The organism is Isoptericola dokdonensis DS-3 (assembly GCF_001636295.1).
In the GTDB taxonomy this organism is placed as follows: Bacteria; Actinomycetota; Actinomycetes; order Actinomycetales; family Cellulomonadaceae; genus Isoptericola; species Isoptericola dokdonensis.
Genome location: NZ_CP014209.1, coordinates 1,089,034 through 1,105,772 on the forward strand (window position 1 = coordinate 1,089,034; position 16,739 = coordinate 1,105,772).

The window sequence follows — 16,739 nt, forward strand, 5'->3', positions numbered from 1 at the left end:
ACCCGGAAGCCGCACCGGGTCGCGGTCAGGCGGTGAAGAGCCCGGACGCCTTGCGCAGCGCCGCTCTCGCCCGCCGCCGGTCACCGGCCGCGTCGTAGGCGAACGCCAGGTGGTACCAGGCCTGCCAGCTCTCGGGGTCGGACTCGACCGCCTCGCGCGCCGGGCCGAACGCGTCGTCGGCGGCCGACCGGTCGATCCGGCCGCCCGGCGAGCGGGGCAGGTCGTCGACGGGCAGCTCGCCCGCCGCGGCCAGGGCGTCCGCCATGCGCTGCACCCGCGCGGCCAGCACGAACTCGCGGACGATCAGACCGACCACCAGCAGCGGGATGACCAGCACCGCCAGCCCGATGGCGACCAGCACCGGTTCGCCGGTGCGGACCATCGCGATCCCGCGCCCACCGATCGCCCAGACGTAGATCGCCAGCAGGGCGGTCACGACGACCGCCCCGAGCAGTCCTCGGGGCAGCCGCCGGCGCGTGTCGGTCACGACAGGTCCAGCACGTTCTCGAGCCCGACCGTCAGGCCCGGCCGCGACCCGACCTCGCGCACGGCGAGCAGCACGCCCGGCATGAACGACGCCCGGTCGAACGAGTCCTGCCGGATGGTCAGCTGCTCCCCCGCGTTGCCGAAGAGGATCTCCTCGTGCGCCACCAGGCCGCGCAGCCGCACCGCGTGGACGCGCACGCCGTCGACGTCCGCGCCGCGCGCCTCCCACCCGGTCTCGGTGGCGTCCGGCGACGGGCCCAGCCCGGCGTCGGCCCGGGCCGCGGCGATCGCCGCGGCCGTGTGCCGGGCCGTGCCGGAGGGCGCGTCGATCTTGTCGGGGTGGTGCAGCTCGACCACCTCGGCCGACTCGAAGTACCGGGCGGCCTTCGCGGCGAACGTCATCGCCAGCACCGCGGACAGCCCGAAGTTCGGGGCGATGAGCACGCCCTGACCGTCCGCGCGGCCGGCGTTGAGCCGGTCCAGGTGCTCCGTGACCCGGCCGCGCGACGCGTCGTCCCAGCCGGTCGTCCCGACGACGGCGTGCGCCCCGGCGTCGAGGATCGCGTGCACGTTCGCCTCGGTCACCGACGGGACCGTGAGGTCGACCGCCACCTGCGCCCCGGACTCGCGCACGCGGGCGCCCACGTCGTCGCCCGACGTGATCCGGGCGACGAGCTCCAGCCCGTCCGCGGCCTCGACGGCCGCGCACGCCTGGCTGCCCATCCGACCGGCCGCACCGACGACGGCCACCGCGATGCTGCTCACTGCTCTCCTCGAGGGTCGAAGGGGCCGACCTTGACGATGCTGCGCGGCCGCGACGCGAGGTCGGCGGCCAGGTCGCGCACGTCGTCGGCGGTCACGGCGCGGATCCGGTCGAGCGACTCGGCGACCGTCATGATCTCGCCGTGCACGAGCTCCGACTTGCCGAGCCTGCTCATGCGCGAGCCGGAGTCCTCCAGGCCCAGCACGAGGCCGCCCGACAGCTGGCCGACGGACCGCTCGAGCTCGGCAGCCGTGATGCCGTCGTGGGCCATCCGCTCCAGCTCGTCGACCATCATCGTGGTCACCTCGTCGACCTTGCCCGGCGCGCAGCCCGCGTAGAGCCCGAACAGGCCGAGCCCGCCGTGACCCTGCGCGAACGAGTACGTCGAGTACGCCAGGCCCCGCTTCTCGCGGATCTCCTGGAACAGGCGCGACGACATGCCGCCGCCGAGCACGGCGTTGAGCACCGTCATCGCGAACCGGCGGTCGTCGGTGGCGGACAGGCCCGTCGAGCCGACGACGACGTTCGCCTGCTCGACCTGGCGGTGCACGATGAGCCGGACACCCTCGGTGGGCAGCCCGTCGGTCTGGGGCTCGGACGCGCGCCGCGCCCGCGGGACGCCCGCGACGTCGAGCTCCCAGCCGCCCGCGACCAGCGCCTCGCCGACCTGCGCGACCAGGCGGTCGTGGTCGACGCCGCCCGCCGCCGCGACCACGAGGGTCTCGGGGCGGTAGTGCCAGGTGTAGTGGTCCCACACGGCGGCCCGCGGCACGGCACGGATCGTGTCGGCCGTGCCGCCGATCGGCCGGCCCAGCGCGTGGGCGCCCAGCACGGCCTCCGCGAACCGCTCGTGGACGACCTCGCCCGGGTCGTCCTCGGTCATGGCGAGCTCCTCGAGGATCACCCCGCGCTCGGTCTCCAGCTCGTCCGCGTCGAGGCGCGCCGAGGTGACCATGTCGGTGATGACGTCGACCGCCATCGGCAGGTCGTCGTCGAGCACCCGCGCGTAGTAGCAGGTGTGCTCCTTGCCGGTCGCGGCGTTGGCCTCGCCGCCCACGGCGTCGAACGCCTCGGCGATGTCCAGGGCGGTGCGCCGGGACGTGCCCTTGAAGAGCAGGTGCTCCAGGAAGTGGGTGGAGCCGTGGTGGCCGTCGGTCTCGTCGCGGGAACCGACGCCGACCCATGCGCCCACCGTCGCCGAGCGCAGGCCCGGCATCTCCTCGGTGAGCACACGGACGCCGCCGGGCAGGACGGTGCGACGGATCGTCGCACCGTCCTGCCCGGCGGTCAGCTCGGCACCCGGCTGGCCCGCTCCGACGAGCGGGAGGTGCTGGCTCATGTGGTCGATCAGGCCTCGGCGGGCTGCTCGGTAGCGTCGTCGGTGGCCGGCTCGTCCTCGGTCACGGCGACCAGCGAGAGCTTGCCGCGCGGGTCGATCTCACCGATCTCGACCTGGACCTTCTGGCCGATGGACAGCACGTCGTCGACGTTCTCGACGCGCTTGCCACCCACGAGCTTGCGGATCTGGCTGATGTGCAGCAGACCGTCCTTGCCCGGGGAGAGCGAGATGAACGCGCCGAACGACGTCGTCTTGACGACGGTGCCGACGAAGCGCTCGCCGACCTCCGGCACGTGCGGGTTCGCGATCGCGTTGATCGCGGCGCGCGCGGCCTCGGCCGACGGGCCGTCCGTGGCACCGATGTAGACGGTGCCGTCGTCCTCGATGGAGATGTCCGCGCCCGTCTCCTCCTGGATCTGGTTGATCATCTTGCCCTTGGGCCCGATGACCTCGCCGATCTTGTCGACCGGCACCTTCACCGAGATGACGCGCGGGGCGTTGGGGCTCATCTCGTCCGGGGTGTCGATCGCCTCGGCGATGACCTCCAGGATGGTCAGGCGGGCGTCGCGGGCCTGGGTGAGGGCCGCGGCCAGCACCGACGCCGGGATGCCGTCCAGCTTGGTGTCGAGCTGGATCGCCGTGACGAACTCGCTCGTGCCGGCGACCTTGAAGTCCATGTCGCCGAAGGCGTCCTCGGCACCGAGGATGTCGGTGAGCGCCGCGTAGCGGGTCTCACCGTCGACCGTGTCGGAGATGAGGCCCATCGCGATGCCCGCGACCGGCGCGCGCAGCGGCACACCGGCGTTGAGCAGCGACAGCGTCGACGCGCAGACGGAGCCCATCGAGGTCGAACCGTTGGAGCCGAGCGCCTCGGACACCTGGCGGATCGCGTAGGGGAACTCCTCGCGCGACGGCAGCACCGGCACCACCGCGCGCTCGGCGAGCGCACCGTGGCCGATCTCGCGGCGCTTCGGCGAACCGACGCGGCCGGTCTCACCGGTCGAGTACGGCGGGAAGTTGTAGTTGTGCATGTAGCGCTTGCGCGTGACCGGCCCGAGCGAGTCGATCTGCTGCTCCATGCGGAGCATGTTCAGCGTGGTGACACCCATGATCTGGGTCTCGCCGCGCTCGAACAGCGCCGAGCCGTGCACGCGGGGCAGCACCTCGACCTCGGCCGACAGGGTGCGGATGTCCGCGAGCCCACGGCCGTCGATGCGCACGCCGTCGGTGAGGACGCGCTGGCGGATGAGCTTCTTCTGCAGCGCGCGGTACGCGGCCGACAGCTCCTTCTCGCGGCCCTCGAACCGGTCGGCGAGGGCGGGGACCAGCTCCGCCTTGATCTCGTCCAGGCGGTTCTCGCGGTCCTGCTTGTCCGCGATCGCGAGCGCGTCGCGCAGCGTGGACGTGACCTCGGCCTCGACGGCGGCGAACGCGTCGTCCTGGTAGTCGAGGAAGACCGGGTACTCCTTGACGTCCTTCGCCGCCTGGGCGGCCAGCGAGGCCTGGGCGTCGCACAGCGCCTTGAGGAACGGCTTGGAGGCCTCGATGCCCTGCGCCACGACCTCCTCCGTGGGCGCGGTGGCGCCCTCGGACTTGATGAGGTTCCAGGCGTCGTCCGTGGCCTCGGCCTCGATCATCGCGATGGCCACGTCGGCGTTGCCGGCGGCGTCCTGCACGACGCGACCCGCCACGACCATGTTGAACACGGCGCGCTCGAGGTCGGAGTGCTTCGGGAACGCGACCCACTGGTCGTCGATCAGCGCGATGCGGACACCCGCGACCGGGCCGGAGAACGGCAGGCCGGAGATCTGCGTGGACGCGGACGCGGCGTTGATCGCCAGGACGTCGTACGCGTCGTCCGGGTGCATCGCCAGGACGGAGATGACGACCTGGACCTCGTTGCGCAGGCCCTTGACGAACAGGGGGCGCAGCGGGCGGTCGATGAGACGGCAGGCGAGGATCGCCTCGGTCGAGGGGCGGCCCTCACGACGGAAGAACGAGCCGGGGATGCGACCCGCGGCGTACATGCGCTCCTCGACGTCCACCGTCAGCGGGAAGAAGTCGAACTGCTCCTTGGGGTGCTTGCCGGCCGTCGTGGCCGACAGCAGCATCGTCTCGCCGTCCAGGTAGGCGGCGACGGAGCCGGCGGCCTGGCGGGCCAGACGGCCCGTCTCGAAGCGGACGGTGCGGGTGCCGAAGCGGCCGTTGTCGATAACGGCCTCGGCGAACTGGATCTCGGGTCCCTCCACGGGTGCCCTCCTTGTTCTCGAAGGCGCCGCCCGTCCGAGCGACGGTCTTCGATCGAGGCCCCCGGAGCCGTGTCCCGGCGCGAGCCGGGCGGATCGGGAGGCCACTACCGAGGACCGGACGACGGCCCGGTGGCGCGGTGTTGGTGGTACCAGGACATCACACCAGACCAGCCCGGACCCTGCGAGAGGGCCCGGGCTGGGCGGTGGTGTCAGCGGCGCAGGCCGAGGCGCTCGATGAGAGCGCGGTAGCGTGCGATGTCGACCTTCTGCAGGTAGCCGAGCAGGCGGCGACGCTGGCCGACCAGCAGGAGCAGGCCACGACGCGAGTGGTGGTCGTGCTTGTGCTCCTTGAGGTGCTCGGTGAGGTCCTTGATGCGCTGGGTCAGCATCGCGACCTGAACCTCCGGCGAGCCGGTGTCACCCTCGTGGGTCGCGTACTCGGTCATGATGGCCTGCTTGGTGGCAGAGTCGAGCGGCATGTGCTCTCCTTCGGTGTCGTTGCGCGGTGCTCCGGGACCAATTCACCGGGCGCTCTGGATCCGCGGCCGTTCTACGGCACCGTCCATGCTACCAGCGTGCCGCCCGCCGGGATCCGGCGGGCGGCACGAGGTGGCCCACGCCACAGCGCCGGAGGTTCAGTCCCCGTCGTGGCCGGCGGGCGTGCCGTCCGGCTCGGTGCGGAACGACCCGTCCGGCTGCCGGAGCACTCCCGCGAACCGGAGCAGGTCGGGCAGCGTGGTGATCATGCTCCCGTCCTCCAGCCGGACGCCGTCGGCAGGCGTCCACGGGTCCGGGGTGCGCAGGAACGAGTCGTCGTCCCGGCGCAGCAGGTAGACGAACGTCTCGGCCAGGATGCGGCTCCCCACCTCGCCGAGGAAGTTGCCGTTGCCGTGGACCTTCGCCTCCTGGAGCACGTAGAACCACAGCGGCGTGCCGCCGCGGAACGGCTCGAGCGCCGCCTCCATCGCCTCCACGCGGGCCGGCGCCGGGCCGTCGGCCGTCCCTGCGGGGAGCGCGGCCCGGCCGGTCAGCTGGTCGAAGGTCAGGGGCGTCAGACCCAGGTCCTCCGCCACCGCCTCCCCCGTCGGGACCGCCAGCATGTAGCCGCGCAGGAGGTTGCGGTGGGCGAGCTGCTTGAGCATGTCGCTCATCCGCCGGGTGATCGGGTCGCCGCTCGGGTCCTTCGGGACGAGCTCCGGGTCGACCGTGAGGCCGTCGGCGTCCACGACCGTGCCGCCGGGACCCTCGACCCAGCCCTCCTTCCATCCTTCCTTGAGCAGGGCGCGCAACCCGTCGGCGAGGAACGGGTCGATCCGGCGGGCCTTGTGCGCCCCGACCGGATCGCCCTTGTCGACGAGTCGTGACCAGTCGATCGGCCAGTTCGACGGAAGGGCGTCGAGCGGCTGGTCCGGGTCCGGTGACAGGCCGCCGCCCCCGGTGAACCGGAACAGGTCCACCAGCGACGCGAACGGCGCCACGATCGCCTCCGCGCCGAAGTTCTTGTTGTGGTCGTAGCCGTTGCGGATCTGGGAGTGCCCGAACCGGAACGCGGCCACGGCGAACTCCAGCGGCATCGAGACGCGGCGCAGCGGCCTGAACAGGAGCTGGTGCTCGTGCAGCACCTGGTCGAGCACTCCCGGCTTGGTGAGCGTCCGCAGGTAGTCGTGCAGCACCAGCCACTGGTAGTGGTGCCGCACCAGCGTGCGGGCCTCCTCGAAGACGGCTCGCCCGTCGTCGGCGAGCCACGGGCGGGTGCGGCGGACGTGGTCGACGACCGCGTTGTGGAAGCGGATGAGCGCGACGTGGAACTGCGCGACGACGAGGTTCTCGTCGTTGCGACCGTCCGGGATCTTCACCGTCCGGCGCAGCCCGGCGTTCCCGGCCGCCGTCGCCTCCTGCTCCGAGAACCTCGGCAGGTCCCGCTGGTCGTCCGTGCCGGGGTCGATCGGTTCGCCCACCGGCACCGGCGTGAGCCGACCGAGCGCGAGCTTGGCCGGGTCGGCGGTCGCGAAGGCGGTCTCGCTCCGGGTCGGCCCACCGTCCTCGCCCGGGAACCGCGGACCGCTGCCGTACATGCTGTCGATGTCGAGGCTGGGATGGCGGGCGTTGTGCAGGCCGGCGGTCACGTCGCCGGGAGAGAACACGGTGAAGGGCTCGACCACGATGTCACCGGCCGCGAGCGCGCCGAGGTCGGCGCCGTTCGTGTTGAGGGTGATGTCGTGGTCGATGAACTGGCCCCAGTAGGTGTAGACCGCCGGGACGGTCGAGTCCCCGGCGGGGTCGGGCCCGGGCGCCTCGATCATCGCCGTGCCGAGAGCCTCCAGAGCGGCGACCGTGTCGGCCTCGACCTGCGCACCGCCCGACGGCAGGTGCGCGCCCGGGAACCTGACGCGCAGGCTTCGGAAGAGGTAGTCGAACGAGGTCGTCGCGTCGAAGCGACCGGTGTCGTGGTCCTCCTGCACGCAGTACGCCGTGTCGGGCAGGAACGGGGCGTCGGAGGTCCGAGGGTCCGGCGATGCCGGCCGCGTGGTGCGGGGCTCGACGCGGCCGCCGTGGCCCACCCTGCGCACGGTGCGGCCCCGGGGGGAGCGGTTGAGGTCGACGCGGGTGTCCGGTGCGGGCGCGTCCGTGGGTGAGGCGGTGGTGTGCTGGCCGGCGCTGATGTCGTGAGCCGCCATGGCTCGTCCCTTCTCGCAAGGGCGATCGCACCGAGCTCACGCCCGGCACGAGGGGGATGCGCACGAGGTCCGGCCTCACGTGGACGACGGGGCCGGCGGTACGCAGGTGCGGCGCCCGGCTCGCCGTCGTTCGTGGGGCGTGCCGCGTCGCGACGTTCCTCGACCAGGATCACCCCGGCCCTGCCCACAGGGAACGCCACCGCCCCGACACGTGACCTCGTGCCACCAACTTCACCCGCACGGCGTGTCGCCGGTGCGGGCGTGTCGCTCCCGGCACCCGGCCCACCGGGTCGTCTCAGCCGACGTCGGCGGCCAGGATCCGGCGGGCCCGGGCGACGTCGTCGTGCATCTGCGCCACCAGGGGCTCCACGCCGTCGAACCGCAGCGTGGGTCGCAGGTGCTCGACCAGCTCCAGCACGACCTCCTCGTCGTAGAGGTCGAGGTCGCTGCGGTCCAGCACGTACGCCTCGACGCGCCGCTCGACCCCGTCGAACGTGGGGTTGGTGCCGATGGAGATCGCCGCCGGCAGCCGCACGTCCGGGTGCGCGGCGTCCGCGGCGCCCAGCTCCGGACGCACCAGCCAGCCCGCGTACACGCCGTTGGCGGGGACCATCCCCGCGATCGCGCCCAGGTTCGCCGTCGGGAAGCCGAGCTCGCGGCCGCGCGCGTCGCCGTGGACGACGGTGCCGCGCACGCGGTGCCGGCGGCCCAGGACGTCGGCCGCCTGGGCGACGTCGCCCTCGGCGAGCAGCGCGCGTGCCGCGGAGCTGGACCAGCGCTGCCCCGCGCCGTCCGCCGTGGGCAGGCACTCGCCCTCGTCGTCGATCGCCACGACCTCGAAGCCGTGCTCACCGCCGAGCTCGACCATCGTCGCGAGGTCCCCGGCGTTGTCCCGCCCGAACCGCACGTCGTGGCCGACGACGACGCTGCGGGCGCCCAGCGCTCCCGTGAGATAGCTCGTGACGAACTCGCGGGGGGTCTGCGCGGCGAAGTCGAGCGAGTAGGGCACCACCAGGACGGCGTCGAGGCCGGTCGCGGCCATGAGCTCCAGGCGGTCCGTGAGACCGGTGAGGAGCTCCGGCGCGGCCCCGGGCCGGTGCACGGTGGCCGGGTGCGGGTCGAACGTCACCGCGACGGCCGTGCGGCCGTCGGCCCGGGCGAGACGCACGAGGCGGCCCAGCACCGTCTGGTGGCCGCGGTGGACGCCGTCGAAGTTGCCGATCGTCACCACGGACGGGCCGTAGCCGTCGGGGACCTCGTCGATGTCCGTGAACACCTGCACCGGTTCGTGCTCCTCCGCTCGGGGTACGCCACGTCCGGCGCCGACCGTCCAGGATAGCCCCGGGTCGGGGCGACCACCGACGTCGTCAGGCCGGTGCCAGCACCAGCACGGGTCGCGCCAGGTGCTCGCCGCGTCGCGTCGCGTCCTCCAGGAGCGCCACGAGCGTGCCGTCCGGCCCGATCCCGGCGACCGTCCCGGCCGTGCCGGACGCCGGCACCCACTGGCCGTAGCCGAGCGCCCGGGCCTCCGGCTCCGTCAGCTCGCGCACCGGGAACGTCACCCGCGCGGCGTCCGCCGGCGGCAGCGTCGCCAACGTCCCGTCGGCGTCGGCCTGCGCGGCGAGCTCGTCGAGGGTGCGCGCGCCCGCGAGGTCGAAGCCGCCCACCCGGGTGCGCCGCAGCGCCGTCAGGTGCCCGCCGACGCCGAGCGCGGCGCCCAGGTCGCGGGCCAGCGCCCGCACGTACGTGCCGGACGACACCACGACGTGCACGTCCACGTCGAGCACCGGCAGCCCGTCGGCCGACGCCTCCCGGACGTCGAGCACGTCGAACGTGCTCACCGTCACCGGTCGTGCCGCCAGCTCGACCTCCTCGCCGGCCCGGGCACGCGCGTACGCACGCTTCCCGTCGACCTTGATCGCGCTGACCGTCGTCGGCACCTGCAGGAGGTCACCCGTGAGGACGGCGACCTCGCGGTGCAGCGCGGCGGCGTCGACCCCCGCACCCACGCCCGCCGCCGTGACGACCTCGCCCTCGGCGTCGTCCGTCGTCGTGCTCACGCCGAGCCGGATCGTCGCGTCGTACGCCTTGTCGGCCCCGACGACGTACGTCAGCAGCCTCGTCGCCCGCCCCACCCCGACCACGAGGACACCCGTGGCCATCGGGTCCAGCGTGCCCGCGTGCCCCACCTTGCGGGTCCCCGCCAGGCGCCGGCACCGCGCGACGACGTCGTGGCTCGTCCAGCCGGACGGCTTGTCGACGACCAGCAGGCCGTCGGCTGCCGTCGGGCGGCGCTCACCGCGTTGCTCGGCCATCGGGCCGCTCCTCTCGGGCACCCCGGAGCCCGGGGTCCAGGCCGCCGAGGCGTGCCGTGGACCCCGGGCTCCGGGAGGGTCGGTCAGGACTCGTCGTCGTCGTCGGCCCGGTACGGGTCGGCGTCACCGGCGAACTGCTTGCCCTCGCGCAGGGCGGCCAGCTCGGCGTCCCGACGACGGGCCTCGATCAGCGCCGCGTCGAGGTGGGCGGCGGTGTCCGGCACCGAGTCCAGGTGGAACTCGATGCTCGGCGTCAGCCGGATCCCCGTCTGCTTGCCGACCTCGGACCGGATCACGCCCTTGGCGCTCTCCAGCGCCGCGGCGGTGCCCGCCCGCTCCTCGTCGTCGCCGTACACCGTGTAGAACACCGACGCCTGCTGCAGGTCGCCGGTCACCCGCACGTCCGTCACCGTGAGGAAGCCGAGACGCGGGTCCTTGATCCGCGTGTCGAGCATGCTCGCGACGATCTCCTTGATGCGGTCGGCGAGCTTGCGTGCTCGCGGGTTCTCGTTCATCGCTCCTCCTTCTCCTCACGCCGACGGCGCCCGGCCCGACCGCTGCGGCCGGGCCGGGCGCCGTCGTCGCCCTGACCTTCTCAGGAACGCGGGATCTCGCGCATCTCGAAGGTCTCGATGATGTCGCCCTCGGTGACGTCGTTGAACGACCCGAGACCGATACCGCACTCGAAGCCCTCGCGGACCTCGGTGACGTCGTCCTTCTCGCGACGCAGCGACTCGATCGTGAGGTTGTCCCCGACGACCTTGCCGTTGCGCAGGACCCGCGCCTTGCTGTTCCGTCGGATCGTGCCCGAGCGGATGATCGAACCGGCGATGTTGCCGAACTTCGAGGACCGGAAGACCTGGCGGATCTCGGCGGTACCGAGCTGCGCCTCCTCGTACTCCGGCTTGAGCATGCCCTTGAGGGCCGCCTCGATGTCGTCGATCGCCTGGTAGATGACCGAGTAGAACTTGACGTCGACGCCCTCGCGCTCCGCCAGGTCCTCGACGCGCGGACCGAACTTCACGTTGAAGCCCAGGATCACGGCGTTGTCGACCGTGGCCAGGTTGACGTCGTTCTGGGTGATCGAGCCGACGCCGCGGTGGATGACCCGCAGCTGGACCTCGTCGCCCACGTCGATCTTGAGCAGCGCGTCCTCGAGCGCCTCGACGGCACCCGACACGTCGCCCTTGAGGACCAGGTTGAGGGTCTCGACCTTGCCCTGCTCGAGCGCCTTGGTGAAGTCCTCGAGGCTGATGCGCTTGCGGCGCTTCGCCAGGAGGGCGGCACGCTCGGCGGCCTGACGCTTCTCGGCGATCTGCCGGGCGGTGCGCTCGTCGGGCGCCACCAGGAAGTTGTCGCCGGCGCCGGGCACCGAGGACAGACCGAGGACCTGCACCGGACGGGCGGGGCCCGCCTCGGTGAGCGTCTCGCCGTGCTCGTCGAGCATGGCGCGGACACGGCCGTGGGCCGTGCCGGCGACGATCGCGTCGCCGACGTGCAGGGTGCCGGACTGGACCAGGACGGTCGCGACCGAGCCGCGACCCTTGTCGAGGTGCGCCTCGATGGCGACACCGCGTGCGTCCTTGTCCGCGTTGGCCCGCAGGTCGAGGGCCGCGTCCGCCGTGAGCAGGACGGCCTCGAGGAGCTCGGCGATGCCCATGCGGCGCAGCGCGGAGACGTCGACGAACATCGTGTCGCCGCCGTACTCCTCGGCCACCAGGTTGTACTCGGTGAGCTGCTGGCGGATCTTGGCGGGGTTGGCCCCCTCCTTGTCCACCTTGTTCACCGCGACGACGATCGGCACGCCGGCCGCCTGCGCGTGGTTGAGCGCCTCGATGGTCTGCGGCATCACGCCGTCGTCGGCGGCCACCACGAGGATCGCGATGTCCGTGACCTGCGCACCACGGGCACGCATGGCGGTGAACGCCTCGTGACCCGGGGTGTCGATGAACGTGATCGCCCGGTCGAGGCCCTCGTGCTCGGCGTGCACCTGGTACGCACCGATGTGCTGGGTGATGCCACCGGCCTCCCCGGCCACCACGTCGGTGGACCGGATCGCGTCGAGGAGCTTCGTCTTACCGTGGTCGACGTGACCCATGACGGTCACGACCGGCGGCCGCGCCACGAGGTCCTCGTCGGACTCGTCGGCCTCCTCGGCCTCCAGGTCGATGTCGAAGGACCCGAGCAGCTCGCGGTCCTCCTCCTCGGCCGAGACCATCTCGATGACGTAGCCGAGCTCGGCGCCGAGGGCCGCGAACGTGTCCTCGTCGAGCGACTGCGTGGCGGTCGCCATCTCGCCCAGGTGGAACAGGACGGTCACGAGCGACGCCGGGTTGGCGTCGATCTTGTCGGCGAAGTCGTTGAGCGAGGAGCCGTGACGCAGCCGGACGACCGTCTGGCCGTTGCCGCGGGGGACGGTGACGCCACCCAGCGACGGCGCCTGCATCTGCTCGAACTCCTGGCGCTTCGCCCGCTTCGACTTGCGGCCGCGGACGGGACGACCGCCCGCACGACCGAAAGCACCCTGCGTGCTGCCACGACCGGCACCACCGCGACCGCGGAAACCGCCGCCACCGGCCGGTGCACCGCCGGGACGCGCGCCGCCGCCGGCGGGGGCACCGCCGCCGCCGGGACGACCACCGGGACCACCCGGACGGCCACGACCGCCACCGCCGCCGCCACCGCGCGCGCCCGGAGCCGGGCGGTCACCCGGACGGGGCATGCTCGTGCGGCCCGGCATCATGCCGGGGTTCGGGCGCGGACCGCCGGGACGAGGGGCCGCCGCGGCGGGACGGGGACCGCCGGGACGAGGACCGCCCGGACGCTCGGCGGCCGGCTGGCCGCCCTCGCCGCGCTGCTGGCGCGGCATGCCCTGGTTGGACGCGTACGGGTTGTTGCCCGGACGCGGGGAACGCTGCATCCCCTGCTGCGAGGCGTACGGGTTGTTGCCCGGACGCGGCTCACGGCCGGGGCGCGACTCACGGCCGCCCTGACGCTGCTGCCCGGGCTTGGCGCCCGGCTTCGGGGCCGCGGAAGCGGCCGCCGGCTTGGGAGCGCCGCCCGGCTTCGGGGCCGCGGACTGCGCGGGGGCCGGCTGCGCGGGGGCGGCCGGAGCGCTCTTCTCGGGCGCGGGGGACTGCTCGGCCGCGGGGGACTGCTCGGCGGCCGGGGCCTTCTCCGCCGCCGGGGCCTGGGGCGCGGGGGTCGACCGGGGGCCGGGCGCCGGGGCCGCGGACTGCGGCCTCGCCGGAGCGGCCTTCGGCGCCGGCTTGGCAGCCGACTTCGACTTCTCGCCGGAGGCGCCGCCCGCCTGGACGCGGTCGCGCATCATGCGCTCGACCGGAGCCTCGAGGGTCGAGGACGCCGAACGGACGAACTCGCCTGCCTCCTTCAGCTCGGCCAGCAGGGTCTTGCTCTCCACACCGAGCTGCTTCGCCAGCTCGTGGACGCGGATCTTCGCCACATCTCTCCTGTCTCGGCCCTACCGGGACAGGCAGGACCGTCGTTAGTACCGAGTACTCATCGCTGGGGACTCATCGGGTGCCCATCGGCTTCTGACCCGCTTCCTTGTCGACGTAACTCAGGTGCGGCCGGACGTTGGCGTCCGGTCGCGACGGCGGTCGGCTCACGCCGACCAAGTCTCAACGGTCCTGACCCTCCAGATGATCCCGCACCCGCGTCAGGCTCACGGGGCCATCGGCGCGCAGCGCACGTCCGACGGCCCGCCGACGCTCGGCGAGGTCCAGGCAGGCGGGGACCGGATGGATCCATGCTCCCCGCCCCGGCAGGGTCCCCCGGACGTCCACGACGACCGCTGAACGGTCGCCCGACGTCGGGAGCACCAGCCTCAGGAGCTCCGACCGCAGGTCGCGGGCCCGGCAACCGACGCAGGTCCGCACCGGTCCCGTCGGGGACGGGGTGGTGGTGCGTGAGCGCACGGAGTCCAGGGTTCGCGACCCGGTCCCCTGCAGTCTAGCGCGCCTGTTCACGGCACTCGACCAATACTCGACCAAAATCGGGCAAACTCGACCCTCCCGGCGGTCTCAGGCGGCGTCGTCGGGCGTGCCGGCCTCGTCGCCGCCCGGCGCCTCGTCCGACCGGATGTCGATGCGCCAGCCCGTCAGCTTCGCGGCGAGGCGGGCGTTCTGCCCCTCCTTGCCGATCGCGAGCGAGAGCTGGTAGTCGGGGACGATCGCACGGGCGGCCCGCGCGTCGGCGTCCACGACCGTGACCGAGCTCACCCGTGCCGGGGACAGCGCGTGGCCGACGAACTGCGCCGGGTCGTCGCTGTGGTCGACGATGTCGATCTTCTCCCCGTGCAGCTCGGCCATCACGGCACGCACGCGCGCGCCCATCGGCCCGATGCACGCGCCCTTGGCGTTCAGACCGCTCACGTGCGAACGGACCGCGACCTTGGTGCGGTGCCCGGCCTCGCGCGCCACGGCGGTGATCTCCACCGAGCCGTCCGCGACCTCCGGGACCTCGAGCTCGAACAGCTTGCGCACCAGGCCGGGGTGGGTGCGGCTCAGCGTCACCTGGGCGCCCTTGGCGCCGCGGGCGACCTCGACGACGTAGGCGCGCAGGCGCTCGCCGTGCACGTACTCCTCGCCCGGCACCTGCTCGTGCGGCGGCAGCACCGCCTCGGTGCCGCCGACGTCCACCAGCACCACGCGCGGGTCGCGGCCCTGCTGGATGACGCCGGCGAGGACCTCGCCCTCCTTGCCGCGGAACAGCCCGAGCACCTGGTCGTCCTCCGCGTCGCGCAGACGCTGGACGATCACCTGGCGTGCGGTCGCCGTCGCGATGCGGCCGAAGTTCGCGGGGGTGTGGTCGAACTCGGGGCCGAGCTCCACGCTGTCCCGGCCCTCCGGGTCCTCGGGGTCCGGCGTACGGATCTGCTCACGCGCCCACACCGTGACGTGCCCCGACCGGCGGTCGACGTCCACCCGTGCGCTCGTGTAGGCGTCCGGGGTCCGGTGGTAGGCCGAGAGCAGCGCCTGCTCGATGGCCTCGACCAGGACGTCCAGGCTGATCTCCTTCTCGCGCTCCAGCAGCCTCAGCGTGCTCATGTCGATGTCCATCGTCAGCCCTCCTCGCCGTCGGCGGTGTCGTCCGCCTCGTCCTCGAGCCTGCGCAGCTCGACCTCGACCTTGCCCTTGCGCACCCGCGACACCGGCACCTGCGGGCCGTCCTCCAGCACTGCCGCCGGACCGTCCGCGGTGTCGACGACGTCGACCAGGCGGCCCTCGGCCGTCGAGCCGTCGTCGAGGACCAGCTTCACCAGCCGCGTCCGGGCGCGGCGGAAGTGCCGCGGCTCCGTCAGCGGTCGGGTCGCCCCGGGGGTCGAGACCTCGAGGGTGTACGCACCGGCCACCGCGTCCGTGTCGTCGAGGGCGGACGAGACCGCCTTCGAGACCTCGCCGAGGGTGTCCGAGTCCAGCGAGCCGACGACGTCCTCGTCGAGGTCCACCGTCACCCGCACCACCGTGGTGCTGCCCGTCCGGACCAGCCGGACGTCCTCGAGGTACAGGCCCGCGGCGTCCACCGCCGGCGCGACGACCGCCCGCACCCGCTCGTCCGCGGCCTGGCTCCGCCCTGCTGCCATCGCTGCCTCCCGTGGGTCTCTCCCCGCGCCGGGACGTCCCGCGGCCGGTGTGTCGTTGTGTGTCGTCCAGGGTAACGAACCCCGCCGGGCCCGCGTGCCGAACGACGCGTCCCCGCGGGTGGAGGAACGTCACACCCGGACGTGGCAAGATCAGCCACGATGGATCCGCACCGCTCCCCCGCCCGGGCTCGCCGTCGACGCGGCGCCGCGCTGGGTGCCGCCCTGCTCGCCCTGCTGCTGTCCGGGTGCGGGCTGCGGCTCGAGACGCCGCCGCCCGCCGAACCCGTGCCGGACGCCCTGGAGATCGTGCGCCGCACCGCCGTGTCGGACGCCCTGTACGTCGCCGACCAGGCGGACGCCGCGGTGGCCGCGCTCGACGGTCGGCGCGCCCGCCTGACCGCCGAGCTGGAACGCGTCGCGCAGGACTCCCGGGAGCAGGCCGACGAGCTCGGCGGGCGCTACGAGTCCGGTCTCGAGGTGCAGGCACCCGTCACGGGGTCGCCGGAGCCGAGCGAGGCCCCGGTCGATCCGACGGACGTCGTCACGGCGCTCGTCGAGGCGTCGGGCCGGAGCCGCATCGCGGCCGGGACCACGGTGGACGGGCCGCTGGCCCGCCTCCTGGCGTCGGTGGGGGCCGCCCAGGCGGTCTCCGCGGCCCGTGTCGGCGACTTCACCAGCGCCGGTGCCCCGGACCCGGTCGAGCCCGTCGTGCCGGAGCCCCGGCCCGTCCCGGAGACGGCGGGGTCGGGCTCGCCGGACGCCGCCGGGGCCGCCGGGGCGCTCACGGCGGCGACCGCCGAGGACGAGGGCGAGCCGGAGGACGAGCCGACCGAGGACGTGGTGTCCAGCACGGCCCCCGACTCCGGCGAGCCGACCGTGCTGCCCACCGGCCTGACGGCCGAGGACCTGCGGGTGCTGGTGGAGTCGGAGGACTCGGTCGGGTACGCCCTGCAGATCCGGGCCGCGCTGCGCGACGGCGACGCCCGGGACCGGCTGGCGGACCGCGCCGACGAGCACAGCGCCCGGGCGCGGGACTGGGCCGTCGTCGCCGGCACCGGCGCCACCGCCGACGACCCCCGGCAGGTCGCCTACACGGTGCCGCGCGGGACGAAGGACGGTGCGCTCGTCCGTCGGGTCGAGGGCGACCTCGGCACCACCTACGCGAGCCTCGTGGCGACGACCGCGGCGGGGACCCGCACCGTCCTGGTGGACCTCCTGGTGGAGTCCGCCCTCACCCAGGACGCCTGGGGCGCCGAGCCGGTGCCGTTCCCCGGCCTGCCGGAGCAGGCCGGGGACTGAGCACC

14 protein-coding genes are annotated in these 16,739 nt (G+C 73.6%); 1 reads left to right on the forward strand and 13 read right to left on the reverse strand.

What is annotated here, in order from left to right; translation table 11 throughout:
• Positions 1-25 precede the first annotated feature (25 nt).
• The 13 genes from I598_RS05190 to I598_RS05250 all read right to left on the reverse strand — a co-directional run bounded on the left by I598_RS05190 (position 26) and on the right by I598_RS05250 (position 15,435).
• Positions 26-487 carry a hypothetical protein gene (locus I598_RS05190; RefSeq protein ID WP_068201876.1) on the reverse strand — a complete coding sequence of 154 codons (462 nt, stop codon included), beginning with the start codon at positions 485-487 and terminating at the stop codon, positions 26-28.
• The gene (dapB, locus tag I598_RS05195) at positions 484-1,209 is read right to left on the reverse strand and encodes a 4-hydroxy-tetrahydrodipicolinate reductase (RefSeq protein ID WP_068204967.1); all 726 of its coding nucleotides are present in this window, start codon (positions 1,207-1,209) and stop codon (positions 484-486) included. The genes I598_RS05190 and dapB overlap by 4 nt, the downstream gene beginning before the upstream one ends.
• A gap of 38 nt (positions 1,210-1,247) precedes the next feature.
• Positions 1,248-2,588: a M16 family metallopeptidase gene (locus I598_RS05200; RefSeq protein WP_068201879.1), complete on the reverse strand. Its 1,341-nt coding sequence runs from the start codon at positions 2,586-2,588 to the stop codon at positions 1,248-1,250.
• Positions 2,589-2,596: 8 nt separating this feature from the next.
• Positions 2,597-4,837, reverse strand: a complete 2,241-nt coding sequence (locus I598_RS05205; protein WP_068201882.1) for a polyribonucleotide nucleotidyltransferase — start codon at positions 4,835-4,837, stop codon at positions 2,597-2,599.
• A 209-nt stretch (positions 4,838-5,046) separates the two neighbouring features.
• On the reverse strand, positions 5,047-5,316 hold the full coding sequence (rpsO, locus tag I598_RS05210) for a 30S ribosomal protein S15 (RefSeq protein WP_068201884.1): 270 nt from the start codon (positions 5,314-5,316) through the stop codon (positions 5,047-5,049).
• A gap of 156 nt (positions 5,317-5,472) precedes the next feature.
• Positions 5,473-7,515, reverse strand: a complete 2,043-nt coding sequence (locus I598_RS05215) for a peroxidase family protein (protein ID WP_068201886.1) — start codon at positions 7,513-7,515, stop codon at positions 5,473-5,475.
• Positions 7,516-7,810: 295 nt separating this feature from the next.
• Complete coding sequence (locus I598_RS05220) at positions 7,811-8,797, reverse strand: bifunctional riboflavin kinase/FAD synthetase (protein WP_068201887.1); 987 nt, start codon at positions 8,795-8,797, stop codon at positions 7,811-7,813.
• Between the two features lie 85 nt (positions 8,798-8,882).
• On the reverse strand, positions 8,883-9,830 hold the full coding sequence (gene truB, locus I598_RS05225; protein WP_068201889.1) for a tRNA pseudouridine(55) synthase TruB: 948 nt from the start codon (positions 9,828-9,830) through the stop codon (positions 8,883-8,885).
• Between the two features lie 83 nt (positions 9,831-9,913).
• The gene (gene rbfA, locus I598_RS05230) at positions 9,914-10,345 is read right to left on the reverse strand and encodes a 30S ribosome-binding factor RbfA (RefSeq protein WP_068201890.1); all 432 of its coding nucleotides are present in this window, start codon (positions 10,343-10,345) and stop codon (positions 9,914-9,916) included.
• Between the two features lie 80 nt (positions 10,346-10,425).
• Entirely contained in the window at positions 10,426-13,293 is a 2,868-nt protein-coding gene (infB, locus tag I598_RS05235; protein ID WP_068201892.1) for a translation initiation factor IF-2, read from the reverse strand.
• Positions 13,294-13,471: 178 nt separating this feature from the next.
• On the reverse strand, positions 13,472-13,819 hold the full coding sequence (locus tag I598_RS17355) for a YlxR family protein (RefSeq protein WP_083972901.1): 348 nt from the start codon (positions 13,817-13,819) through the stop codon (positions 13,472-13,474).
• A gap of 54 nt (positions 13,820-13,873) precedes the next feature.
• Positions 13,874-14,911 carry a transcription termination factor NusA gene (nusA, locus tag I598_RS05245; RefSeq protein ID WP_068201896.1) on the reverse strand — a complete coding sequence of 346 codons (1,038 nt, stop codon included), beginning with the start codon at positions 14,909-14,911 and terminating at the stop codon, positions 13,874-13,876.
• A gap of 2 nt (positions 14,912-14,913) precedes the next feature.
• The gene (locus I598_RS05250; protein WP_068201899.1) at positions 14,914-15,435 is read right to left on the reverse strand and encodes a ribosome maturation factor RimP; all 522 of its coding nucleotides are present in this window, start codon (positions 15,433-15,435) and stop codon (positions 14,914-14,916) included.
• Positions 15,436-15,594: 159 nt separating this feature from the next.
• Between I598_RS05250 and I598_RS05255 the strand changes: the two genes are divergently transcribed.
• Positions 15,595-16,734: a DUF4439 domain-containing protein gene (locus tag I598_RS05255; RefSeq protein WP_068201900.1), complete on the forward strand. Its 1,140-nt coding sequence runs from the start codon at positions 15,595-15,597 to the stop codon at positions 16,732-16,734.
• Positions 16,735-16,739: the final 5 nt, after the last annotated feature.